We start from the raw sequence: 25,072 nt of genomic DNA, 5'->3' as shown, positions 1-25,072 counted from the left end.
TTAATCATCTCCTTGTTTTCAATTTACAAACAATGATTTCTAAGTACAAAAATAGCTCCATTCGAGTAATTAATTAATCTATTTGATTTATTAATTACCAATAACTATCATTCGCCATCAAGGCCAAGTCTCCTCTTTGTTTTTTTGGTAAAGAGATGTGAAGTGATTCACGACTCGCTAGATGTATATGTCCGCGATGGTGTTATTGGTCTCAAAACTCTTATCTCACAGCATTCCCCCACCATACCCACAACAAAATTTTTCGTCCTACTTGTGATACGGTTCTCTTCTCCTCATTCACTGGCAAAGCAGGTTGAGTCAATCCCTCGTATTGTGCAACAAAAAATCCCAAGACAATTATAATATCCCCTTTTACATCGCGTATGAAGGAAACCTCGCCGTTACTGGTTATAAGAAAGGTGGGCTTGTCAGAATAGCCCACTCCTCCATGAACCTGCCCGTTACTTCAATGAAAAAGCAGCCGATCGACATGGCCGGCTGCCCTCCTTTTTATATTGAACTATCGTATCCGTTAGCGTAACGCTTACTTGTATCGTCCTTCATCAATTCTATTCTTTGCTAAAGTTCGTATGTCCTCGTCCTCATCATTTAGTAACAAAGTTAGAACTTGAATTGACGCTTTTTTATTGTAGACAATCCGTTTTCTAACCGAGCAATCTGAATCTTTAGCCAGTTTTAATTGCAGGTGCTCAGGCAGTCGATTTTTTGTTGCAACATTAAACCTGACCCTTTCATCTGCATCGTTAGCGAGAATCTCCATAATCTCAATATCGTACAGATTTTTCATTGTTCACCTTCTTGTGTGTCTTTACATTTAACTAATATATGATAAGCTTCGACGACGTCATTGACATACTGGCCGATTACGTTGAGGCGGAGCATGCCGGAGCACCGGGAGGAGACCCAACGTAAGGCTAAAGCCGTTCATCTCTACTCGTATACACAGTATCTGGCTAAATATGGCGTCAGTTAAACGTTAGCATTGTGATAAAGGCTGCCGGTAAGTATACCGGCAGCATGTGCATGGTCTTATCGTACCCGTTAGTGTAGCAGTATGCTAATCCTACTTTTGAGTTTTGAGCTGAATTTTGAAGTGGAGCTACCCTGTGACAGCTCCACATTATTTTATTTGTTGTAACAAAGATTCGGGGGAGACAGCACAGCTTCTCCCCCAAAATTCCAATTCAGTTCTGCTATTCGTTATTTGGATTGATCATGCGGTACAGTGACTGTCGCCGATGCATCCGTTTGATGACCGGCTTTGTCGGTAACCGTATAGGTTATGGTATAGATGCGTCCCGATTCTTGGCCCAATCTCTCAGCTCTCAAACGAATCAATGTATCCGGTGTGCCGACATGGGCCTCAATGTCGCCTTGGCCGCTGTCCGCTTCATTGCTGGTAATCGAGGTTAACACCACAGATTCAACGCCTGATGCGGCATCGCTCGATTGTAACGTTGCATGGATATCGACCATTTTGTGATCAGCCGGCCAGATGGACGTTTTATCCAGTTGAACAGTTACTGTCGGCGCCGTTTTATCAATCTTGAACTGGACGGTTCGAATCGGTTCTACGTTGCCGGCCTGATCCAAACTGCGATAATCGAGCTTATAATCCCCTTCGCTGAAAGCAGGAATCGAACCGGTATAAGTGATCCAAGCCCCGTTATTTACCCGGTATTCCGCTTTCTCCATGCCGGATGAATGATCATAAACGGACAAGCTTACCGTAACGCCCGATTTATACCATCCGTTATTGCCGTTTGGAGCTGCTGGACTAACGGTTGCGACACTTGTCGGTGCCGTCTTATCTACCTTAAAGCTGATCGTTTTTATAGCTTCTTCGTTTCCATTTTCATCTTTCGAGTGGTAATTTACGGTATACTTACCGTCTTCATCAAACGTCACCGGCGACGTGTACTGCTTCCATGTGGCGCCTCCATCCAGGCTGTATTCCGTCTTTAAACCGCTTGAAGAAGTATTCGAAGCGCTGAAAGCCAGCGTAACCGGACCTGTGTACCAGCCGTTTTGCCCGTTCGGCTGTGCCGGCGTCAAATCGGCCGTTGTCTCAGGCCCTGATGAGTCGTCTGATGCGTCATGCACATTTTCCAAACCTGCATTGACGGTCTTCATGATGTTAACCATATCCGAATAGGGCTGATCTTGTTGGTTTACCAAGCCAATATTGAAGTTCTCGCCGTCTTTGCGCCATGTAACCGCTTGATCGTAGTACGAAAACCAGCCCGAACCGACAAACAACGGATGGGAGATCTGACCCTCCACGAACGATTTGAAGGCATAACCTCTATCGGCTATATTTGCTACAGTAGTTGCACCATTGACGGGCGACAAACCGCGTTCGGTCGTACTAAACGTATATTCCAGATTCAACAGCGGTTTGCCGAATGCCTCATATCTGGATATCCAACTTGTATCATTCACGTAATTGTCAACGGAAAAAGCATCTACAAACTCCATAGCTGCCGAATCCCAATCCAGACCGGTCCGCCAAGTGGGAACTACAGACACTCCCAGGAACAGATGGTTCGTATCATATTTTCTGATTACATTCTTGATGGTTGAGAAATACGTTCTGGATGCCAGCTTGATATATTCCGATACATCCGCGGCAGGCACCTTGGCAATATTGATTGAAGTATCCTTTAGCGCGGCAAACGATGTGGCGTTTGTACCCAATAGCTGATTGACGGCGGCAATGTCATTGTTGTACCTTGGCGCAAGGAAATCAACGAATGCGCTTTTTGCCGGAGATGTCGCGTTATACGTCAGTACTTCCTTTACGATATCGGCAGTCCATCCAGCCTCATTATCGTAGGTATAACCGATCAACCAAGGGTCGTTTTGCGCTTTTTGAAGCTGGCTGGCCAGTGCGTTTTCGATGATGGATTCATTCAACGGGTCAAAAACATCGTATGTCCATTGAATCCTTCTTAAATTCATTGGGTCTTGCAAGACTTGAATGTAAGGAAACGAAATATTACCAGGTTTGGTCCATTTGCTGAAGGCGTTAAAGCCCCAATCGATCAGACGCTTCTTTGTGATATCCTCCCATTTGGACTCAAAATCGCTGCCGTATTTTCTCATCGCATTAGCGACGACGAAGCTTACCCGTTCGCCATTGGAATCGCTTACATAAGCAGGCGCATAGGCAGTCCGGTCGGGAAGTTCCTCGAAGACATTTCTCGGTGTACCGTCGGCTTTTTTAAGCGGCGTTCCGTACCCCCACTCCCATATACTTGTAGCGTCTACGCCTTTCAGAATAAATTTGTTTCCGTCAGGGGTAATAAACCACCATTTGTTATCAATCATTTGAAGTCTGAAATAACCGGTGCCTGTGAATTGTCCTCCGCTTTTTATCCCGCCGTACTGATCGTACTTGGCAGGATCTAGGGATACATTCGACAACGCAGTCGCCTCACTTGCATATTCCTGCTGCAGCTGCTCATCGGAGGTTACCTTTCCAGGCCAGGTTTCATAAACCCATTGCCCGTACTTATCTGCCATTAAGCCGTCTTTTTTCAGTTCGAGAGCCATCTGCTCTGCTGTAAGTGCAGGTCCGGGATTCACGCCTTCCTGTCCGGTCCCTTTATAAATTTGAACTTCGGTGAGAGGGATATGCTGATAGGCATGGGGGCGCTTAATATCGATAACAATATACCTGGCTGTCTTGTTCGACATCGGTATGTTGACCGAATAGTTCCAAGTTGAGCTTGGGCTTGTTGAGACGATTCCTGGTGTTCTGATGTGTTTGGCAGCAATATAGTAATAATCCGTTACGGCCTCAGGACGGTATTTTACCGTAAACTCTTTAAAACCCCAAGCCGAATTCGGCGAATTCAGCACGACATTGATCCTGTCCAACGGGTAATCCTTCAACAGATCGAATACGATCTGTACAGTTCCCGGGGTACCGGTGCCGTTTCCCATCCATCCGGCATACGTTGTGGTTTTTCCGTCAAACAGAACGCCGCCCGCTGAGGATACCAGACCGGTTGCGCCTTTATCAGGAGAATTGCCGCCGTTCGGGGCATGACTGAAGTAATAATTTCCGGTCTTCAACAAAGTCTCTTCTCCTTGAACTTCTCCGACAGGGATAAACGCCGCAAGCATCATAAATACCAGAAACAATGACAAAGCACGATGTTGATAATGAGATTTTCCCATGCTTAAACCTCCTTTAAGAATGTTTTTAATCAGCACGCAAGTAAACGTGAAAAACTTGTTCGGACCCCTATTTTATTCTTAACAACCACCTCCTCTCCTAAATAAACCAGCCTCTTCGGCATTTACCCTTTGACTGCGCCAATCGTCATTCCCTTAATGAAAAAGCGCTGTAGAAACGGGTATAAGAAGATGATCGGCCCAATCGTGATGACAACTGTCGAAAGCTGAATGCCCGTAGCTGATACAGGTATGTTAATATTCGCATTTAAATAATCCAGATTCTGCCAATTGGAGATAATTCTTCTTAACATCATCTGTAGAGGGTGATTCTGTGGATTATCAATAAACATCAGCGCATTAAACCAATCGTTCCAATAGGATAGCGCATAGAACAGCGTTATCGTTGCGATGACCGGCATGGAGATCGGCCAGATGATCCGGTAGAAAATATACAGCTCATGCGCTCCATCCATAGTCGCTGCTTCGTTTAATTCGAAGGGAAGCGTACGAAAATATGAGGTCATCAGGAATGCGTTGAATGCGGAAAACATGTGCGGCAAGATTAATGCCAATAACGAATCGCGCAGGCTCAGCCAGTTGGAGATGAGCAAATAATAGCCTACGAGCCCGGGGGCAAACAGCATCGTGAAATAAATGTAAAATGAAAGAGCATTCCTGAACTTCACCTTCTGATGAGCGGTCACATAGGAGAACATGGAGGTCAAAAGCACGGCTCCTACAGTTCCGACGGCAGTAACAAAAATGGAAACAAAGGCACTGCGGTACACCTGACTGCCATTAAATAAGAAACGGTAAGAATCGATTGAAAATTCGGTAGGGAACATTTGAAAGCCTTTGACAATCTGATGCTCCGCTGTGAACGATCCGATATACACAAGCCAGAAGGGAATGAAGCATATCAGGGCAAAGAAACCTATGAAACCATACGCCACGACGGATATGGCCAACTGGGAACCATCACGTTGTTTCATTAACATTCTCAAGCACCTCACTAGAATAACTTCGAATCATTATCAACCCTGCGGACAATCCAATTGAAAAAGAGAATGGTCATCAAACCCATAATCGATTGGAATAATGCGACTGCCGCGGCGTTGCTGTAGCTGTTCATATTAGAGACATCCCGCAAGGAACGATAGGTATATGTATCGATGACATCCGTAGCATTAAACAGGAGAGAATTGTCACCAATGATTCCGTAAATCAATCCGAAATCACCGTAGAAGATTCGTCCAAGGTCTAACAGAATCAATACGATAATAGTCGGACGCAGCAACGGGAGGGTAATATGCCAGATCTGCTGCCATCGCTTTGCCCCATCTATTCTTGCACTTTCATAATATTCCTCGGAGAAGCCGGTTAAGGTGGCCAGATATATAATCGAACCCCACCCGGCTCCCTTCCACACGAATATGATCATTAGCAGCATAGGCCAAACCGATGGCGTCTGAAACCAATCGACAGCCTGAAAACCGAACTCCCTAAGCAATCTGTTTATCATACCGTCCTGCCCATTAAAGAAATTCATGACCATCAGGTTCACGACGATGATGGAAATGAAATGCGGTAAAATAACGAGAGATTGCGTCAGCTTCTTGAAGAAGACTTGCCTGATTTCATTTAGCAGCAGGGCAATAAGCAGCGAGCAAACCGTGCCCATCACAATGAACAGAAGGTTCAAGTATACCGTATTTAATGTAACCCTCAACCAATCCGGTCCGGTGAAAAAAAACACGAGATTATCGAGTCCCACCCACCGGCTTCCCCATAGCCCCTTAACGGGAATAAACTGCTTGAACGCCAATATATGGGCGGTCATCGGCAAATAAGAAAAAATAAAGACGTACACAATCACGGGAAGCGCCATGGCATAAAGCCATTTGTTCTTCCTGAGTTCCCGCATGATACTCATGATAAGATCTCTCTCCTTTCGTGTGTACATGTATCTTACTCATTCGGGGAACGGATCGTATAGTCTTGCTTTTATCAATGAGTTTGAACCGTAACAGTCTAAGAAGGTGTGAATATTACCAATCGGAGAGTACAGATTTTATCAAGATCAGGTTTAACACCATCGGAGTCCTTCAGGACGGCGCGTTTACCGACGATCCTGCAAAGCAATATAGAGCCCACTTTCTTTATGATTGAAAAAACCGGAAACCTTGACAAGGCATCCGGCTTATTGGATCTATTACTTCTTTTTGTTTGTCAAAAAAGCATCCAGCTGCTTTTGATACTCGGCTTGGATTTTCTTGACGTTGGTATACGCTTTTTCTTTAAATTTCTCCAAGCCTTCTTTCGGTTCTATGAGTCCCATAACGATCGGATCGTAGAGCTCCTTGCCCATGTTGCTCAATTGTGCCACTTCATTGGAAACCGGGCTTGGATCGAAGGTGAACCCGGCGAGAATATCTGTTGTAAAATTATTGGGATCCCGCTGCCACTTATTCAGCTTGATGACATCTTCCGATAAGCTTGCATCAATACGGTCGAGCTTGGGGTTCCAGCCCCATGCGAAAGGAATTCCTGCATAAGAGTTTTCTTTCATTGGTTTATACAGGCCTGGACCGGCGTCCTCCCAGTTTTTCCCCTTGATTCCGTAAGCCAGTAAGTCGTAATTCTCCTGCCTGTTCAGCCAATTGATGAACTGAATGGCGCGTTCTTTGTTTTTACTTATAACAGGAACAGCAATGTAATTGCCTGCCTTGTATGTCGAGCTGAGCTTCATACTAGGATCGTATAGACTGTATGCTTCCGCAGACGATCCTGGAACGGCCTTCTCCAGAGCCGTAGCGGTGCTGAGATTTACACCGAAATCATTAAATGTCGAGACCGCTGCCTTTCCTTTGGCAAATTCGGCGTTTCTGAGGGTAAGGGCGTCTTTGGCAATAATCCCGTCTTTATATAACTTATGATTTGTTTCAAAATTTTTCATGATTTGAGGATCCATGTTATCGAAGATATTATAGACCTTCCCGTCGTTGCCTTTGGTGTACAATCCAGGATAGTTGAGTACCGCGGCAATATTGGCTTTCGGATCTAACATATTTGCCTGCCTTAAGCCGATATGTTCCGATCCATTCGGTATAAACGGCGTGACCTCTGGCGCCTTTTCCTTCACGGTGTACATAAACTTTATTAACTCGTCATAGCTCTTGATCGGAGCGACTCCCAGTTTCTCCCTGATGTCTTTTCGAATAACGAACGTCCATGGACGAATGAAATTTACTTCAAGCGGAACCGCATACAATTTGCCGTTCACTTTGTTGGCTTCCATCAGCTGCGGAGAGCGAGCACCTATAATGTCAGGTCCATACTTGTCAATAAGTGCGTCCAACGGTTCGTAGAGGCCGGCGGCAATGTTTTGCGTCGGATTATTGTCCCAGATCAGGTCGTAGTCTTCCGCGGAGGACAATGCGACTTGGCGCTTCGTGAGAACATCAGACCATGGGATGAACACAACATTCAGCTTCACATTGAGCGAGCCCGACAACCGGTTCTCCATCTCTGTCTTAACTTCATTCCAATTGCCCGGCGGATCTCCCGGAAACATGATTTTCAGTGTAACCGGATTCAATTTGGCGTCTGATGCCGCTGGTTTATCGGTTCCGGACGGCGCCGCCTTCTCCGAGCTGCAGCCGGTCAAGGCTCCCGCCAATATCAGCGAGGCCGACGTCAGTAATAACCCTTTTCTTAATATCTTCATTGCGTAACCCTCCCTATTCATGATCAACCTTGCGCGACATATCGACGCATTGATTAGTATTGCGTGCATACCGCATCGTTCGGTTTCATGTTCGATCTTAGTCGGTTCAGCCGCCTCCGTACAGTCCGGTATCTATCAAACAGTACGAATTGTTACAAATAGGAAGAGTCCATATTTTATAACGAAAATGTATGAATTTTAAGCTTTGTCTTTACTTTTGTCCATGCGGTATTGGTTGGGCGTCATCCCGGTGGCACGTTTGAATGCAGAAAAGAAGGTGCTCTTGGTTTGAAATCCGGACCGCTCCGTAATATCCGCTACGGTCCAGTCGGTTGTTCTAAGCAGCTTGGCGGCGAGCTCGATCCGTTGGTTCGCGATATAATCGGACAATGAGCAGTAAAAATGATCCTTAAATATTTGTCTGGCATAGTTCACTGACATGGAAACATGAGCGGCAACGTCATCCACGGAAAGGATTGGATTGTGAAGATGGTTCCTCACGTATTCGATCATCTCCGCAGCAACCTCTTCCTTCCTGCCTGAAGTATTCTTCTTACGCTGCTGATCCATAATTTGCAGCATCTCTCGGTACAGCCACGTTTTCACTTCCCGTAGGGTGACAAATTGCTCCAGGAAGGCATGGACGCTCTTTAACCCTTGGAACGTGCTAAAGTTCTTAAAGCTCTTCATGATCGAATAAATGATGTGTGTCAGCTGCAGCTTGCATTCCTCATAGCTCAGCTCTTGCATATGCAAGGTGAGCTGATCCAAATACCCTTCGAGCGCCTTTTCATTCTTGAGTTGAACGGAATGGATAACCTGTTTCAATAGTCCTTCGTCGAGATCACTATCCTTGCTGCCTTCGTATCGTTCTAAATCATCATAAGTAAACACTTTGTCCTCATTATTAATGAACCTCACTAACGTTAATTCATACAACTGGGAATAAATGATTTGCAAATTCTCCTCGACATCCAGCACGGAACTGACGGCTGCACTCACTTCCAACTTAATCCACTGTTTGATCTGAACCCTTACTTTTTCCAAAGCCACCTTTACTTGCGGTAAGTCATCCTCTGAAGTAGGCGCAGAAATCAGTGCAACGATGTGGTCGGAGCCGAAATCGACCGTTTCCGCGGCGTACCCGCGGTTCATTAGGACTTCGGCCATAATGTTTCCCATGGCGAAGCGCAGTAATTTTCGCGATGCAAAATCATATTGCTCTTCGAATCGTCCGTACGATTCCAAACGAATAACCACTATACGGAACAATCCCGTTCGGAGAATGTAAGTCTGGTTCTTAATAAGCTCTTCAATCGGTTTAGAAGACTTCGGATTTAGAATCCATTGACGCAAAAAATCTTCTTTGACCAAAGCTTTGCTGCTCTTAATGGATAAATCCAATTGTTCAATCTTTTCTATGAGCGAATGGAAGCTGGAATGAATCCAAGCCATTTCACTCTTGTCATTCGTTGTCTGGATCATGGGATGCTCTTTACCGAGCTTGCTTCTCATTTGATTGGCCAAATCGCTGATAGGCTTCAAACTGCGGTAGGATTGCCAAAACAAAAACAGCAGCAAGGCAACCAGCAGAATAATCGAAGAGCCGATAATTTCAAAACGGATTTTGTCTACCTTCTCTTGCCATACAGAAATTGGCGCCAGGTGATAAACATTCCATCCTTCTATAGGCAGCCGTTCGGATTGAATGGACCAGGTGACATTGCCGGAATTCCATTCCCATCCCTGTTGTTCTGTGACCGGTTTATCCATTTTCAACAGTTCTTTTGCTAATTTTGGATCTGTATTTCCCAAGATGAATTCCTTATTTTTGCCCTCAATATACAGCTTGTTCTGATCTTCCTCCGAAACTTGAAGCATGTTCTCATTCAGTAATGGTTTACTGAACAGAATCGCTACAAACCCCTGATATTTTTGATTAGGTCCGGCTGCAGGTACGACTAATGCAAGATACGATCCACCTTTTACCTCATGGTTGAAATATTGCAGGTAGGGTGTTTTCTGATTCTTAATATAATCCAATATTTTTTGGTCATAAAAATCGCTTGTAGTATAGATGCTTGTTTCTGAAGTATAGATTTGGTCAAGATTGAAATTGATTAAATAAATACCGGAAATGAAAGGTTCACTGCTCATAAACTCCCTTACGCTTGTAGCCGCTTTATTCAGTATCAAAGGAGAGTAGCTGTTTTTCTCCATGTTCATCCAAAGCGCAATGCTCTCATCCGAATAAACTCTAAGCGCAAACTGGCGTAATTTCTGCAATGTATACTCCGAGGTTTTCACGACTTTCTTCATTTTCTCCTGATTCGACTTGTTCATTTCCTCCTGTGCGCTTCGGGCGAACTGCTGACTCAAGAACAAGGTGAACACCAATGTGAGCAGACTTACGGCAATGCAGGAATACAAAAATATACTCAAATACATCTTCTTCGGCTTTATCCGGTCCCACATGGAAGCACTTCCTCATGAAATTGATACAAAGATAGGAGTTCAACCTTAAAGCAATCAAATCGTATGATAGATTTTCCATCAAGTCTAGTACAAATCTTACTAATCAAGTACGAAATTTATTTTGAAGAAATGTTATTTACCACTACAACCACGGTACTTAATGATAATTAAAAAAGGAACTGTCCCGACGGCAACTCCACTATCGTACCCTTTAGTTGAGTGTACAGCAGCCAATTGTCATTTCCGGTTAAAAGGCTTTAGCAGATCCTCATTTTTCCCATTTACGAAAAGCAGCAGAAGTACAAACGTTACTCCTAAGAGTGAAGGCTCCTTTTTCGATCTTTCAAATTGTTTTGACACAATTGGGTGACCTGTTCTTACTTCAATTTGATTAATAAGTCGATCTGCCTTTTCCTCATTTTTAACTTTAAAAAATGCATTCCAGATTATCTGAAATTTCATGATTACTCCTATACTTTTCGTATATTTTCAACCTACTATATCTACATAATAATACGCCAGTCCGTTAGCGTAATAAAGCTGCCGGTTTATTCCGGCAGCTGCGTCTTTGTTGCTTTATGGAGCTAACGTACCCGTTAGCGTAATGATGTAGATTGTTGTGAATGCCATCTTTAGCGGGATGGCATTAACATAATGGAATACGCATTAGCATCTCGTATTTATCACGATTTCATATGAATTTTTGCCTATCGATTGAAACAATGTTGTTCGACCTCTCAAATGCAAGCAAAAAACTCCCCTCTCATCCATAAATCATCTCTTCACAGAAACAATTTTATAAACAGGAAGGGAGCAATTTCATCTATCTTTTATTAGTTTACGATATTATCGAACCCATTGCATCGTCCGGAATTTGCTTGGCGCCTTGCCGTCGCCGATTCCGCCACCCCATTCGATATAGCCTCTTCTCAAATTGCCGTCGTTTTCGTTAACGAGCAGTGAAAGGCTGAATACTCCGGTTTCGGTCCCGATCGGCGTTAGTTCCGACCAAGGCAATGCCAACTCATAGGTCGTCAGCTTCTGGGCCTCATCTCTTGCTACACGAACCGTTCCGCCTGTGACTAATCCTTTGGAAACGCCAGCCGGCGCGATCCAACGATAAATTTGCGGACCTGCCGATGTTTGCGAAATTCCGTATTCGTAATATTTAGGATCTTCGCCCGGTAATCCGCTCGAAATCGCAAACTGGATACTATCGTTGTTCCATATGTTCACATCCGTAGCCGGAAACGCATGAATGTTATCCTTGATTTTTGCGGTAAAATAAACATGATCGTTGTCATAGTTCAGCCATACGGAACCACTCAAATCATTGGCTCCATTATAGCCGCTCACCTTCACATTGCCCTTGGACAAATCGATGGTCGCCGGCTTCGCAACGATAAGCGGGTCGGCATTTCCGTCTACATTCACCGTTCCGTAATAGACCGGATTGAATTCGATAGAGCCTGAATAGGTATACGTTTTGTTGTTTCCGAAAGCTACATCGACGTTAGCCGGATAGCTTTTGCTGAGCTCCATACTTTGCAGCGGGATATTGAACTCCCTAGCCGAATCGGGCTGCAGCACTTGATTCAGCTCCTGACGGCCCGTCAATGTTCCAAGCTTCCAATCCACACTATGAACAGGCAAGGCGTTGATCATCGAGTGATTTCGGATTTGTACCTTGATCGATTGACTTAGCGGATCGGTACCATTAATGACCGGGCGAATGTGAATTGTTTCAGACGGGAGTACGGCAGTAACATGCTGCAGCAGCCCGACGGCTTGCCCACCTAATTTCACAACTCCTTTGACGATCCGTGTCCCAGGCTCATCCAACCCGTTCACAACAACTGTCTGAAGCTTGTTTTGCCCAGGGGCGGCATTCATCACGAATTGTTGTTCTTCGATCTCCAATGTAAAATCCAGCGCTTCCGCTGTCATATTGTTCATTTCAACTTGCAGCATCACCGGCTCACCGGACCGAGCGCTTCCTCCTGAAACGGTAAACGTCGCATCCTTATTGATCGATTGTATATTTCCTTTGATGTAAATAGGCTCTCCAGTCAAAGTCACGTAAATATTCCCGTTCGTCGGCGCAAACGTTCGCGTATTCCCCATCATATCCGTAATTTCAACAGGCTGATTCGTTCTGATGACAGCCGACGCGGGTGCGAGCGACCATACCACCCGTTTGTTTTGTCCGCCATTAGCAAACATGTAGCTTTTCAAGCCGGACTGGAGCGGCTCTTCAGCTGAAAATTGCCAACCGGTGAGCTCCCTTGTCATTGCGGCATAGGCGGCATAAGCGGGCTTTGGAGTGAATGCACCGAGCGGGTCAGCCGCATTACGAAGAATGCCGAAATTATCTTCGTTATAGTCGTTACGAAGCCCGTCATTCACCATATTGTACCAAAATAATTTTTCGACTCCGATTGAAAGCGCCAACACATGATAACGGACCAAATAATTCGCTTGAGTTATTTCATCGACGCCATTCCCGGCCTTATGGGTTGGATAACCGAATTCCGTGAGCCAAATCGGTTTGTCTTGGCCATTATTATATTGGCGAATTAATGCCTTAATTCGTTCCAGAGAGTCGGACAAGCCTTCTGGCTCATTCGGATAAAGGTAAGGATGCAGGGTAACTGCGTCCATATACTGCAGCCCGCCCAGCTTGAACACTTCCTCGATCCAACTCACTGCATCTTCGGAAGCGACAATGCCATAGACTGGGAATTCAGGATGTTCGGCTTTAACCGTCTCATACGTTTTTTTCAATAATTTAAAATAATAATCAGGACGGGAGTTGGCAGGACTATTGCCTCTTTTTCCGAAAGAACCATGAAACTCATTGTAGGCTTCCATCGCGATCAACTGATCTTTGTAATTATCAACGTAGGCTTCGGCATAGTTAGCGAAACCTTCACGGCCTTGGTCCGTGTACGGAGTGCCGTTGTTGTCGTAAAAAGGGTTGTTGTATGCAGCGACAAACAACTTTCCGATGCCCTGCTCTTTGAGTTTCGCCATGTAGTTATCCGGAACGGGACTGAACGTGTACTCTCCCTTCGTTTTCTCAATCGCGTGCCACTCGATGCCAGTCCGGACCGATTTCGCGCCTGCCTGCTGAATTAACGGAATCGTTGTGGTTTGTCCCCTGTGCAGATGGGCCCCCATCCCGAACGGGGAATCCGCTACAGCAGTAAAATCATAAGGCGACAGAACGGCGAACGACGTTTCCAATGGAACCGGTGGTTGTACATTTGACGATTCGACGGTTGCCTTGAGCTTAAAGTAGCCGCGTTTAGTATAAGGAACATGAATGAGCATTTGGCCCTTGTCGTTATATTCTGTTCCTCCGGACATCTGGGTGCCCTGCATATCGTAAACTGACCACGTAACGCTAGGCTGCAGCGTCGCAACCTTGAGCTGGATCGGCTCATTTTCGATGAACACATTCCCGATGTTCACTTGTTTGAGCTCGGTTTTCGGGATGGTCACGGTTATGTAGGGGCCGTCATGGCTCCACCGGTTTTGATTGCTTCCGGCTTCAATCTTCAATGTATACGTTTTGCCGATATCGGAGCTCGGAATCGGAATATGGTACGTAGTGCCCGTTACGGTCGCGATAGTTTTGTCGTTCTGAATGATGCGATAATTGCTTACATTCGCTGAACCTTTCGGTTCCGTCCATTTCAAATCCAGCCCGTTCTCGTTCAATTGCATAATTTCAACGCTGGCACCGGAAGGCCACTTCGGAGCCGATGGATTAACACGTTCGTGTGATAGTGACAAATACGGCTGATTTGCTGGGCTCTCTTTACTGTTGATATGGATTAGCGCACCATTCTTGGCGGCTTGGGTTAATCCAAAGCTGGCCATCTGATCCGATGCTAGCTGTGCCTTCACGAAGGAGGTGACGTCTACCTGAATCCATTGCCATGTCAAGCCTACGTCCACATTGGCTAAATAATGGTTCATTGCCGGCTTGTCATTCCAGATCATCATATTCTCCGTCCACGAATCTTCTTCCACCCCGTACAATTGGAAGGCGAGCGGGCTGCCATTAGCATTGTTCACAGCAGCATAAACGTTCAGCGTTGCTGTTCCCAATTGACCGGGATAGGAACTTAGATCGAATTTCATGTATGATTCGCGGGTATAGTTCGGATCGCTCCACGTTCTTACTTGAAGCGTTGGCGACGAACCGAAATTCAAATTTGCGGACGATCCCGGATTCACATACGTATCGGCTAGCGCCGGAATCTGAATTTCATCGTCGTTTGACTCGAGAGCGTAAACTGGGAAACCTACGCCGGCAACTAGAAAGCAGACAATAACAAACATCAGTAAAGCTCGAGAACGAATGACGGACTTTTTCCGCATAACAATCACTCCTCTTTGTAAAAGTGGTTGAACAAAGTAGTTCCTTTTCTTCCCATTTGCTATCCGATCAGCATGGTTTTAAATGTTTAGTCTCACCTCCTTTTATTTCTACCGACGTATCATCAACTCCGATCCACACCGATATGGCTGAAGGATTATGTATGATGTGACCGGATACGGAGAAACGTAGCTGCCGGATGGCTCTCATATAACCGACGATTTCGGAATTCGTGGCGTACCAGATGTCGTTGCGCCGCCCTGCCAGCTCGCCGAACTGTTCGAGTAAGCTCCAGTTCCGATCTCGTTCAAACTCATAACTGTGCCCCCACACATAGAGTAGAGCCATTCGCAAGTGTCTCGGCTTCTCAGAAAGGAGCCTTTTCCCGTACTCCAGCATTTGTTTATGATGGCAAGTCGGATGCCAAAGCAGGAAATCGGAAGGGATATCGAACGTGTGGGTGCTGGTCGTCGTTCGAGCATATTCAATGCCAAGGCCGGGCAATACCGACACAACCTGTTCATTCCATGCCCCGTGCGGATAACTCATGCCACGAACAGGATAATCGGTAAGCGCTTCCAATGCATCGCGGTCTTTCATGATCTCCATAACAATACGGTCCGGAGGAGTTACATCCAGAAAAGGATGCTCTGCCGTATGGGCAGATACTTCTTGCCCGGCGTACAGAGTCTGAACCTCATTCACGCCAATATAACCAGGCTTCCCCAAAAAGCCCGAGTTTAGATGGAATGCCCCCTTTAATCCATATTCATTCATTATAGCGACAAGCTGTCGATCATCTTCTCTACCATCATCGTAGCTCATTGTAATCGCTTTCGTTTTGCCGCCGGGAAAGCGGTCGTATCGTATTTTCATGCGGTTTCTCCTGTCGGTGAGGTATCTCTCTCCACGCTCTTCCGAGAGATACCCTACCTACTCAAATTTTGTAGAATGGTTATAAATACAACCATTCCCGATCTATAATAGCTAGAATCAAATCCATTTCAGTCCGTTTGAAAGGCATCGATTTATCCTGCTGCGTTATTTGCGGATCTTCCACTTTCGTGTAAGTAAGCAGTGCCTTTCCCGAATCGGTGAACGAACAGTTCAAATCCATAAATTCGAAGGGACCGGTCTCAATGTCCCCGACCTTCTTCCATGTTATGCCGTCATCGCGTGACAAAGCGGCCGATAGTGGAGTACGCAGTCCGTAATGGTGGCGTGTCGGATCGTATTTGCTGCCGTTATAAAACAGCACCAAATCGTCGGTTTCGGGAATACGCCTAAGGCAAGTGCATGACTCCGGAGCTTGCAGTCCTGATGTTTGCGGTAACGACCAGTTCTCCCCCCCATCGTCGGAATAAGATAAGAACACCGACCCTAACTGCGTTCGAAGCGACATGATTATCCGCCCAGAAGCCAACTCCGCTGCCGATGCCTCCATTGCGCCGCGCATTGGCAAGTCGACCGTCCCGCTTGATCTTCGCCAGCTATTACCCTCGTCGTCACTAATAAAGCATGCGACAGTATTATGCTGGCTCCCCTGATGCCCCGTGCCGAAATGAAACGGCAGCAGCAATCGCCCGCTCGACAAGACGTTCATCTGATTGGCGCCGCCCTGAAGCCATTGTCCGTCGCTTCGACTCCATACGTTGCCCGCATCGCGCCAGGTTTTCCCCTCATCGCGGGAACGGAGCAAGCACATCGTCGAGCTGCTCCCTCCGTGATGACCGCGAAGGCAATGAAGCATCAAATCACCGGAAGGTAGCCGGGTTAAACCGGGTGCTTGCACGTTATGGTCGCCAGGTTCTACGTCCACGAGCAAGGTTTCCTCGCTCCATGTGATCCCGTCATCTCTCGATAACTTGGTATAAATGCGGCAGAGACCAAAATCGCTTCCTCCCTCGGCACTGTCCTCATATTTATGCCATGCCAAAAGCAGGCTTCCGTCCTTCAACTGAGCGACGCTGGCCGTATCATTGCGCGGGTTGCCCGGTCCGGCTTCCGCCACGGTGATGTATTGGATCGATCCGTTCCCCATCGATTGTATGTCCTCCTTTTGTTCAAACTTGCTGACTACTAGCATCGTTGAAACGATGCAACCGTTGTAGATTGATAGCAGGACGGAAGCTAATCCATACTCCATCCTGCTTCAAGCTCCAAGTTAAAATTTCAGCTTGAACTCGTAAAAGTCCTTGGTCAAAAACGCTTTCGTTTTGTTGTCCTGATACCATTTCGCGTACCATTCCTCTATATTTTTGCCGTTGTTTTTGTCCCAGGTGCTCTTGGCGTCCTGAAATGCCTGATCGACGGTATAGGAAGCTCCGGATATAACGGCTTTCGTCCAAATGTCCGAGATGGTTTTGGTCGCGTTGTTGAACGATGTTTGCAATTCTCCGGGCATCGCCGGAACATGTTCCGGGTGCGTAAAGTCGGGCATAGGACGCTTCTCGTCCAAATAAATGTCGTACGCCTGCTTCATAAGATCAAGATATTGCTTTTCTACCGGGTCGTTCGGATTGAGCGATGCCTGAAACTGTCCGCACGAACCTTCCGCAATCGGCGAGAAGAGCATCGTATACGCTGCTGTATACTTGATCTTCGGATCGGTTTTTATTTTATCAATGAACTGCTGGCAACCATTCGCGCCTTCCTTCCAATCTTCACCCTTGATGCCGTATTTTAGAGTTTGGCCTGTATCCTTGGCCGCCATAAAATCAACATACTTCATAACCGCCTCCGGATGTTTGGAATCCGCATTGATCATTCCGGTCACTTGTACCGGATTGGATAAGATCGGGCTGAACTGGCCAAATACGGTCGCGGGGAGCGGGATGACCTGTAATTCCGCATTCGGATCGGCTTTTTTCAGCGCTTTGAACGTGTCGATATCGGATTGATGTACGCTAGTGCCCCACATCCCGATTTTTCCGGCAATGATTTCCTGCGCATACAGCCCCATGTAACCGGACCCTTTTTTCGTCAAATAATCTTTGTCGATCAGCCCTTCATCATATAATTGCTTCTTGAAGGCGGCAGCCGCTTTCGCCCTTTCCCAATCCCATACCATCTTGTCACCGGAAATCGTCCAACCTACGTTGCCGAACATGCTGTCGATTACCTGGATCGAACGGGCGCCCATATCCATCGTAATCGTATCTTTCTTGCCATTGCCATCCGGGTCATTATCCCGAAATGCTTTCAATACGCGAATGAACTCTTCTTGCGTTTGCGGTACGGGAAGGTTCAGCTTTTTGAGCCAATCCGCTCTGACCATCAATACATTGTGCGGCCGCAGACCGTTAATCCGCCCGAACCCGTACATTTTGCCGTCAGGCATCGTAGCCGCTTTTTTCAATGCAGGATATTGTTTGAGCAGCTCTTTATACGTCGTGCTGTGCTTCTCAATTAAATCATCGACGGGCAGGATCAATTTTTGATCATACAGCTGGTTGCGAAACGGTGCGCTGAACTCCTGAATGAGATCGGGAGCGGAGCCCGAGGCGAACAACGTATTGAATTTTTGTACGGATTCCGTTCTCGGGATAGCCATTACTTTTAATTGGGCCGGGCCGTTCTCGGACATCCACGTCACCCATCTGTTTTTCTCGATTGTGCCTTCTTCCGGAGGCGTATTACCGGCATCGTATGCCGAAATCGTAATCTGCGGCTTCGCTTTATCCGCACTCGGTTTGGGATCGCTTCCGTTTTGTTTGGAGCACCCGGCCAAGCCTACCGCTAGCATGCAAAAACCGGCAATGGCCACCTTGCGTAAGTTCTTCCTGTTCGCTTTCATTGTGCGACCTCCTCTGTTTGTTTTTCCATCGTTTCATAAAGATAACCTTATCCTTTTACCGCGCCAATTAACACCCCCTTAACGAAATGCTTTTGAAGCAGAGGGTATACGACAATCATCGGAATTAGCATTACTGTCATGCCTGCAGAGCGAATCGATTCGGGAGTCAGCATTTGCCTGTCCTCTTCTTGAATATTTTGCAGCTCGTTCATCAGATTCGATTGCGCCACCATCTGCTGGATGAGAACGGACAAGTTATATTTGCTTGAATCATTAATATAAATGAGCACGTTCATGAACGAGTTCCAGTGACTTACACCATAAAATAAAGCCAGCGTCGCCATAACGGGAGCGGATAACGGCAGCACAATTTGGGCCGCCAATCTCCATTCGCCGCATCCATCCATCTTGGCTGAATCGAGCAACTCCTCAGGAATGTTCTCAAAGAACGTTTTCATAATCAACATGTTGTAAGCGCTGACTAGTCCCGGAAGCCATAGGGCCCAATAAGAATCGATCAATCCAAGCGACTTGACCAGCAAATAGCTCGGTATAAGCCCACCGGAGAAAAGCATCGTGAAAATGATCAGAAGCGTCATGAACCTCCGCCCTATAAAATGCTTCTTCGATAACGGATACGCCGCAAAAATCGTAAACAGCATATTGAAGGCCACGCCGACTCCGGTAATGATTACGCTGTTCAAAAAAGCATCCGGCACACGTGTTCCTTTCAACAAAGCTTCATAAGAGTCCCAGCTGAACTCCACAGGCCATATAAATACTTTCCCGGCCAATATCGCGTGATTGCTGCTAAACGACAGCGATACGATATGAAGCAGCGGTACTAATGCTGTTAACGCCCATAGCCCTAAAAACAAAGCATTAATTCCGTAAAATAGTTTTTCGCCTGATGTAGGTTTCATTCGTGCGTGCCCCCTCGTAAAATCAGAACAATCCTTGATCGAATTTGCGGGCTATCCCATTGGCCGTCAATACGAGCACTAGCCCGATAACCGACTCGAATAGCCCGACTGCCGCCGTAAAACTGAACTGGCCTCCCTGAAGCCCTACCCGGTATACAAATGTCGAAATGACATCGGCAACCTCGGAAACGGCCGGGTTGGACAGCATATACACCTTGTCAAACCCTACGTCGATCAGCTTCCCCATTTGCAAAATGAGCAGAACGATGATCGTGGAGCGAATACCCGGCAGCGTAATGTGCCACATTTGCCTCCACTTGGGAGCTCCGTCTATAGCGGCCGCTTCATACAAGGACGGGTCGAGCGAGGACAAAGCGGCCAAGTATATAATGGCGGAGAAGCCCGCTTCCTGCCAAATGCTTGAGCCGAAATAAATCGCCAGCCAGCTCGGGATCTTGTATAAGAATGGAATCGGTTCCTCCGAGCCCGTAATCGCTTGCAGCAATCCGTTCATCGCTCCGCTGGAGGAAAATATAGTCACTACGACGCCCGTAACGATGACCATCGATAAAAAATGAGGCAAATACACCAGCGTTTGTACCGCCTTCTTATACCACTGTTTCCGAATCTCATTTAACAGGATCGCTAGCAGGATCGGAAAAGGAAAACCGATAACAAAGCCTAGCATGCTGATTAACAATGTATTGCTAAACACTCTCAAGAAATCCGGGCTGGTCCAAAGCATTTCGAAATATTTGAACCCGGCCCATGGACTGTTCCATATGCCTTCACGGAGATTGTAATCTTTGAAAGCAATAATGATCCCTCCAATCGGTATATATTTGAATACGATGAAGTAGATCAATACCGGAAGAAACAAAATCCAGAGAGGAATGTTCGACCTCCATAATTTCCTTCGCTCCGTGTTTGTAGGGTTGTGCTTTTTCACCGCCACGGCTGCTGTTTTCATTATTTGCCTGCTCCTTTTTGTATGATCGTTTGTGGAATGTCCCCAATATACCGGAGAGCTGCGTTTGTGCACAATATACACCTTTTTTCTCGATAGATGGGGCAAGAAAAAGGCTCCTCTCCAGCCTTCCGAAGCGATCTTCAGAAGCAGAGCGAAGCCTGATGTACATTTTTTTACTATGCAGATTTTATCGAAAAACATCTAGGCAGACCGCCCTTACTCGGCTTCCGTCGAAATTTTTCTGTATTCGCCTGGCGTTAGCCCCGTCGACTTTTTGAAAGCGCGTATGAACGAAATCGTATGAAGGTAACCGACTTGACCGGCGATGATTTGAACCGTATCTCGGGTTTCCTTGAGCAGTTGCTTTGCCCTCTCGACTCTCGCCTGCAAAAGGTAATCCATCATGTTCATTCCGATTTCTTCTTTGAAAATTCGGCTCATAAAGCTGGAGTTAATGTGAAACAGCTCACCGATACCCGTCAAGGAAAGGTCCGGATCTTCATAATGCTCATCTATATAAGCTTTAATTTTGTAGAGCAGTGCCGTTTGAGAGTCTTCGTTCTTACGCTTGTTTATTTCATCGAAGATATCGTTTAATTGCGCGTAAACATAAGGATACAGCTCGGCCTCCGTTTCCAGCGGCTCCAATCCTTCATTTAAAGAGTTCTGTCCTTTATTCCAAATCGATTTAAGGTCCGATGACGTTTCGCTCATTTCGCGGTCGATGGAAAACAACACGAGCTTCACCAGGTTCAGAACGCTATCTTTGGACATACCGGCTTCCGACGTCTGCCGAACGAACTCCTGCATGCTATCTATCCATCCGGAATTACCTTGCCGAAACGACTGTGCGATAGTCCGCAGTAATTGGGGCTGTACAATCAGTTCCTCTTCCTTCAAATGCTGGATATTGTCCGAAGCGATGACTCGATTGCTGCCGAACTTGAATTTCATTTTGACGGCATGCATAGCCGCTTTGTGGGATTCAGCTATTTCATCGATCTCCTGTGCTAACGATCCGATACCGACCGTTATCGTAAAATCCAGATTGTCTTGAATCCACACGCAAACTTCTTCCGTAATCGACTCCGCCTTGGTACCCAAATTGCCGGATTGAAACAAAATAGTCATATGGTTTGCCTGTATCCATTCTGTCCATACGTGAATACCGTGCTTTTCCGCTACCTCCTGGAATACGCGTAAAATCGCATATTTCAATAAATATTGATCGCGCTTGCTATATCGTGCCGCAAAACCGGAATAGTGGTCAATCTCAGCCATTGCAACACGAGCTTGATATCGTTCTTCAAGCATCGTTAAGATTAACTCATCGTCTCGACTGACGGTATTGCCTTCAAGCAAATCCAATAGCAGCTTCGTATGCCGGTATTTCACATTTTCGCTACGCAGCAGTTGCTGGTTGTCGAATTGATCGATCAGTTGATCGATGGCCTCTTCAATAAAGTCGAAATCATTCCTTTTTTCGCTTCCCAGCAGCTGTATGCTTTTTTGGGATTTGAAGCGATCCAGGCGATCTGTCAACGCTTCAATTGGTTTGTAGTTTTTGCGGGTAATAACATAAATCCAGTAGGCGCCGAATGCGATGACCAACAGCCATAACCCATAGCAAACATAAAAAATGGTCGAACTAAACCCGTACACCTTGGAGTTGTCAACCGAGCTGCGCATGCTCCACCCCGTATAATCCGATGAAATCGAGAATGAATGCAATTTGGGGGCATCGACTCCAGACACCGCTTCGTTTCCCTCGATGGACGCAATAAAACCGCCCTCTTTATCCACAAAATCGAGATGACTGTACTGCGAATTTGCCATTTGCTCAATCATCGATTGAATAGCATAAGGACGGACATTGACTACAATGAGCCCTTGCCCTCCGGAAATGGTCGGAACTTTGCTCGTAAGCGTCAACACGTTGCGGGTTATGATCTCGTTCGAATAGGTGTTCACTTCCGAAATTTTTCGCAAATCCGACCATTTCGACTTCGGTTGATTACGGATGACTCCCATCAGAAAATCCCGATCCGGGAATTGGTCTATAGAAATTCTTTCATCCCTGGTCAAAACGATTTGATCCCGGAAACGGTACAAATACAGCGAGTCGATCAGCGGAGTAGCGTGAATAATATTTCGAATCCGTTCGCTCATTTCAAGGGAATCCAAATATTTATTCGTTTCTTTGGCAGGATCGAAAAACTTGTCGAAGGTCACGCTGTTCAAAATTTCTTTTACGATTAATTGATCGATGGAACGCAGAGCATCATCGACGCTCTGGAGCATCTGCTTCGTTGCAACTTCGTTGACCCGGTTCGCTTCATTCCCGATCGTTAATCGTACGGTGATAATGGAAATGAGAACAACGACAGACGAAGCTACGACGAAGATAGGAAGATAAGATAAAAGCAACCGATAATACCATTGTTTGCGCATCCGAACGAGGCCCCTTTCCTAATGAAGTCAATAGTAACGCTCAGTGTCTTTCATGGCCTATATGAGTTTCTTGTCCGAATTATAAGACAAAAATATTGATCCCAGAAATGTTCTTCACTTTTTCCTATATAGTAAAATAGCACACCTAGGGTGTGCTTGATAAGGACAATCTCTTTCAGACGACGGTATTGGTACTCAGAAAATCTACTTGTTGAGCAAAATGGCGAATTTGCAGCCGCTCTTCACTCGACAATTGTTGAATCGGTTTTCTCGGCGATCCCACTTCAATTCCTTGCAAATGTAAAATTTCCCTTTCGAATGCGATGAAATCGTATTTCAGCAGCTCAGCGATCACGCGGTTCGCTTTGGCTTGCAGCTTACGGGCAGCTGCCAAATCCCCGGTCTGGAACGCACGGTACAGCTCGACGAATAACTCCGGCATGATGTTGTAAGTACTCCCGATGGCTCCGCAGCAGCCAAACGCCAACCCCGCAAGCAAGCACTCATCCGGTCCGTTGAATACGCGGAAGTCCGGACCGCACGCTTCGATCAACTGCTGAAGCTCGAACGTGTCCTTGGACGTAAACTTGACTCCAATAATATTGTCTACCTTGGAGAGCTCCTCATAAAACCGGACGGTAGATTGAACCCCCGTCATCTCAGGAAAATGGTAAATAATGAGCGGAATGTCGGCAGCCGTCGCAATATCGAGATAATGCCCTCGCACTTGCTCCTGACCATGCTTATAATAAAACGGCGCAACCGACGATACCGCATCAGCGCCGGCAAGTGCAGCATGCTTCGTAAGATCTACGCAGGTGGCCGTGTCCATCGCTCCGACATGCGCGATAACAGGCACGACTCCTCGAACCTCGTCTACAACGATTTCGAGAAACGATTGACGTTCGCCAACGGATTGCAAAAACCCTTCCCCCGTGCTTCCGCTTAAATAAAATCCATCCACCTGCTTATCAATCAAATGACGAACAAGCTTGCGGGTGGCTGATTCGCTGATCTTCCCCTCTCCATCATAGGGCGTAATCAACGCCGGGATAACTCCTTTGAATTTGTCCAAAGTCAACATAATAAGCTCACCTGTATCCTTTCAATTGTAAGATTAATGGTTGTTCCGGATTCGCACAATATTCTGAGGGTTTCCCTCCAGAAACGATCGTACGTTATCTACAGCAGTTTGAAGCAGTCTGCCACGGGCTTCCCTTGTTGCCCAAGCGATATGCGGCGTAATGATGCAATTGGGCGCATGAAGCAATGGATTATTTGGAGCAGGAGGCTCCGAGGACAGCACATCAAGCGCGGCTCCTGCAATAGTCCGCTCATTCAGTGAGTGAGCAAGATCACTTTCGATCACCAGTTTTCCTCGTGCAGTATTAATGAGAAAAGCATTAGATTTCATCAGTTCCAGATGAGATTTGTTTATGATACCTTCTGTCTCCTTCGTCAGCGGACAGTGCAGACTAATGACATCTGAATTCCGGAACAGGGCATCCTTGGAAACCCATTGGAAACCGTTGAAAGGAACCTCTCGGTCCGTTTCCCCTCTTCTATTTAAAGCAATCACCTTCATCCCTAGCGTATTAGCGATTCGTGCCGCCTGCATTCCTATCCGTCCCGAACCTATAATCCCCATCGTTTTACCAGACAATTCAACTAGCTGGGTTTTCCAATAACACCAATCCGGACTTGCCGTCCATGCCCCCTGTTGTACAGATTTGGCATGCAATCCGACCTGATGGCAGAGCTCGAATAGTAAGGCAAAAACAAATTGTGCGACAGAATCGGTTCCATAGTACGGGATATTAGCAACCACTATATGTTGGGATGCGGCAGCATTCACATCAATCACATCATAGCCAGTAGCAAGAACACCGATGTATTGTAAGTCCGGCAATTGCTGCAGTGTAGTTGCACTCAATGGCGTTTTGTTGGTCAACAGCACCTGCGCTCCTTGAGAGCGTTCCAATATTTTATCGTGAGGGGAACGATCAAATACGGTCACATCACCGAGCTTAATCAATTCATCCCAGGTCAAATCACCGGGGTTTAACGTATAGCCGTCCAAAACGACGATTTTCATGGTCAACTCCCACAATCGGTTGGTATAATAGCAATATCTGAA

General features: G+C 46.3%; 16 protein-coding genes. All 16 read right to left on the bottom strand.

What is annotated here, in order from left to right:
* Nucleotides 1-544: 544 nt before the first annotated feature.
* Nucleotides 545-808, bottom strand: coding sequence for a hypothetical protein (locus DVH26_RS10750; RefSeq protein WP_239633683.1), 264 nt, complete (start codon nt 806-808; stop codon nt 545-547).
* A gap of 413 nt (nt 809-1,221) precedes the next feature.
* Nucleotides 1,222-4,206, bottom strand: coding sequence for an OmpL47-type beta-barrel domain-containing protein (locus DVH26_RS10745; RefSeq protein WP_239633682.1), 2,985 nt, complete (start codon nt 4,204-4,206; stop codon nt 1,222-1,224).
* A gap of 122 nt (nt 4,207-4,328) precedes the next feature.
* Nucleotides 4,329-5,198, bottom strand: a complete 870-nt coding sequence (locus DVH26_RS10740; protein WP_239633681.1) for a carbohydrate ABC transporter permease — start codon at nt 5,196-5,198, stop codon at nt 4,329-4,331.
* A 20-nt stretch (nt 5,199-5,218) separates the two neighbouring features.
* Entirely contained in the window at nt 5,219-6,139 is a 921-nt protein-coding gene (locus DVH26_RS10735) for an ABC transporter permease (protein ID WP_239633680.1), read from the bottom strand.
* Nucleotides 6,140-6,418: 279 nt separating this feature from the next.
* Nucleotides 6,419-7,933, bottom strand: a complete 1,515-nt coding sequence (locus DVH26_RS10730; protein WP_239633679.1) for an extracellular solute-binding protein — start codon at nt 7,931-7,933, stop codon at nt 6,419-6,421.
* A 198-nt stretch (nt 7,934-8,131) separates the two neighbouring features.
* Nucleotides 8,132-10,408 (bottom strand): AraC family transcriptional regulator, encoded by a 2,277-nt coding sequence (locus DVH26_RS10725; protein ID WP_239633678.1) that lies wholly within the window; start codon nt 10,406-10,408, stop codon nt 8,132-8,134.
* A 237-nt stretch (nt 10,409-10,645) separates the two neighbouring features.
* Nucleotides 10,646-10,870, bottom strand: coding sequence for a hypothetical protein (locus DVH26_RS10720; RefSeq protein ID WP_239633677.1), 225 nt, complete (start codon nt 10,868-10,870; stop codon nt 10,646-10,648).
* Nucleotides 10,871-11,254: 384 nt separating this feature from the next.
* Nucleotides 11,255-14,797 (bottom strand): CBM96 family carbohydrate-binding protein, encoded by a 3,543-nt coding sequence (locus DVH26_RS10715; RefSeq protein WP_239633676.1) that lies wholly within the window; start codon nt 14,795-14,797, stop codon nt 11,255-11,257.
* A 67-nt stretch (nt 14,798-14,864) separates the two neighbouring features.
* A complete protein-coding gene (locus DVH26_RS10710) occupies nt 14,865-15,671 on the bottom strand; it encodes a polysaccharide deacetylase family protein (RefSeq protein WP_239633675.1) in 807 nt (268 codons plus the stop codon).
* A 79-nt stretch (nt 15,672-15,750) separates the two neighbouring features.
* Complete coding sequence (locus tag DVH26_RS10705) at nt 15,751-16,836, bottom strand: sialidase family protein (protein ID WP_239633674.1); 1,086 nt, start codon at nt 16,834-16,836, stop codon at nt 15,751-15,753.
* 123 nt (nt 16,837-16,959) lie between these two features.
* On the bottom strand, nt 16,960-18,591 hold the full coding sequence (locus tag DVH26_RS10700; protein ID WP_239633673.1) for an extracellular solute-binding protein: 1,632 nt from the start codon (nt 18,589-18,591) through the stop codon (nt 16,960-16,962).
* Nucleotides 18,592-18,638: 47 nt separating this feature from the next.
* Nucleotides 18,639-19,514 (bottom strand): carbohydrate ABC transporter permease, encoded by an 876-nt coding sequence (locus DVH26_RS10695; RefSeq protein ID WP_239633672.1) that lies wholly within the window; start codon nt 19,512-19,514, stop codon nt 18,639-18,641.
* Nucleotides 19,515-19,536: 22 nt separating this feature from the next.
* Nucleotides 19,537-20,484 (bottom strand): ABC transporter permease, encoded by a 948-nt coding sequence (locus tag DVH26_RS10690; protein WP_239633671.1) that lies wholly within the window; start codon nt 20,482-20,484, stop codon nt 19,537-19,539.
* 216 nt (nt 20,485-20,700) lie between these two features.
* Nucleotides 20,701-22,935: a helix-turn-helix domain-containing protein gene (locus tag DVH26_RS10685; RefSeq protein ID WP_239633670.1), complete on the bottom strand. Its 2,235-nt coding sequence runs from the start codon at nt 22,933-22,935 to the stop codon at nt 20,701-20,703.
* Nucleotides 22,936-23,110: 175 nt separating this feature from the next.
* Nucleotides 23,111-24,019 carry an N-acetylneuraminate lyase gene (locus DVH26_RS10680; RefSeq protein ID WP_239633669.1) on the bottom strand — a complete coding sequence of 303 codons (909 nt, stop codon included), beginning with the start codon at nt 24,017-24,019 and terminating at the stop codon, nt 23,111-23,113.
* A 33-nt stretch (nt 24,020-24,052) separates the two neighbouring features.
* Nucleotides 24,053-25,030, bottom strand: coding sequence for a D-2-hydroxyacid dehydrogenase (locus tag DVH26_RS10675; RefSeq protein ID WP_239633668.1), 978 nt, complete (start codon nt 25,028-25,030; stop codon nt 24,053-24,055).
* Nucleotides 25,031-25,072: the final 42 nt, after the last annotated feature.

The sequence above is a fragment of the Paenibacillus sp. H1-7 genome (assembly GCF_022354825.1).
Taxonomy (GTDB): Bacteria; Bacillota; Bacilli; order Paenibacillales; family NBRC-103111; genus Paenibacillus_S.
The sequence above is the reverse complement of the archived record's forward strand: the minus strand, read 5'-3'. Positions and strand labels throughout refer to the sequence as shown.

Coding starts and splice junctions, on each gene's coding strand:
- DVH26_RS10750 (WP_239633683.1), bottom strand. CDS start 808: ATGAAAAATCTGTACGATATTGAGATTATGGAGATTCTCGCTAACGAT.
- DVH26_RS10745 (WP_239633682.1), bottom strand. CDS start 4,206: ATGGGAAAATCTCATTATCAACATCGTGCTTTGTCATTGTTTCTGGTA.
- DVH26_RS10740 (WP_239633681.1), bottom strand. CDS start 5,198: ATGAAACAACGTGATGGTTCCCAGTTGGCCATATCCGTCGTGGCGTAT.
- DVH26_RS10735 (WP_239633680.1), bottom strand. CDS start 6,139: ATGAGTATCATGCGGGAACTCAGGAAGAACAAATGGCTTTATGCCATG.
- DVH26_RS10730 (WP_239633679.1), bottom strand. CDS start 7,933: ATGAAGATATTAAGAAAAGGGTTATTACTGACGTCGGCCTCGCTGATA.
- DVH26_RS10725 (WP_239633678.1), bottom strand. CDS start 10,408: ATGTGGGACCGGATAAAGCCGAAGAAGATGTATTTGAGTATATTTTTG.
- DVH26_RS10720 (WP_239633677.1), bottom strand. CDS start 10,870: ATGAAATTTCAGATAATCTGGAATGCATTTTTTAAAGTTAAAAATGAG.
- DVH26_RS10715 (WP_239633676.1), bottom strand. CDS start 14,797: ATGCGGAAAAAGTCCGTCATTCGTTCTCGAGCTTTACTGATGTTTGTT.
- DVH26_RS10710 (WP_239633675.1), bottom strand. CDS start 15,671: ATGAAAATACGATACGACCGCTTTCCCGGCGGCAAAACGAAAGCGATT.
- DVH26_RS10705 (WP_239633674.1), bottom strand. CDS start 16,836: ATGGGGAACGGATCGATCCAATACATCACCGTGGCGGAAGCCGGACCG.
- DVH26_RS10700 (WP_239633673.1), bottom strand. CDS start 18,591: ATGAAAGCGAACAGGAAGAACTTACGCAAGGTGGCCATTGCCGGTTTT.
- DVH26_RS10695 (WP_239633672.1), bottom strand. CDS start 19,514: ATGAAACCTACATCAGGCGAAAAACTATTTTACGGAATTAATGCTTTG.
- DVH26_RS10690 (WP_239633671.1), bottom strand. CDS start 20,484: ATGAAAACAGCAGCCGTGGCGGTGAAAAAGCACAACCCTACAAACACG.
- DVH26_RS10685 (WP_239633670.1), bottom strand. CDS start 22,935: ATGCGCAAACAATGGTATTATCGGTTGCTTTTATCTTATCTTCCTATC.
- DVH26_RS10680 (WP_239633669.1), bottom strand. CDS start 24,019: ATGTTGACTTTGGACAAATTCAAAGGAGTTATCCCGGCGTTGATTACG.
- DVH26_RS10675 (WP_239633668.1), bottom strand. CDS start 25,030: ATGAAAATCGTCGTTTTGGACGGCTATACGTTAAACCCCGGTGATTTG.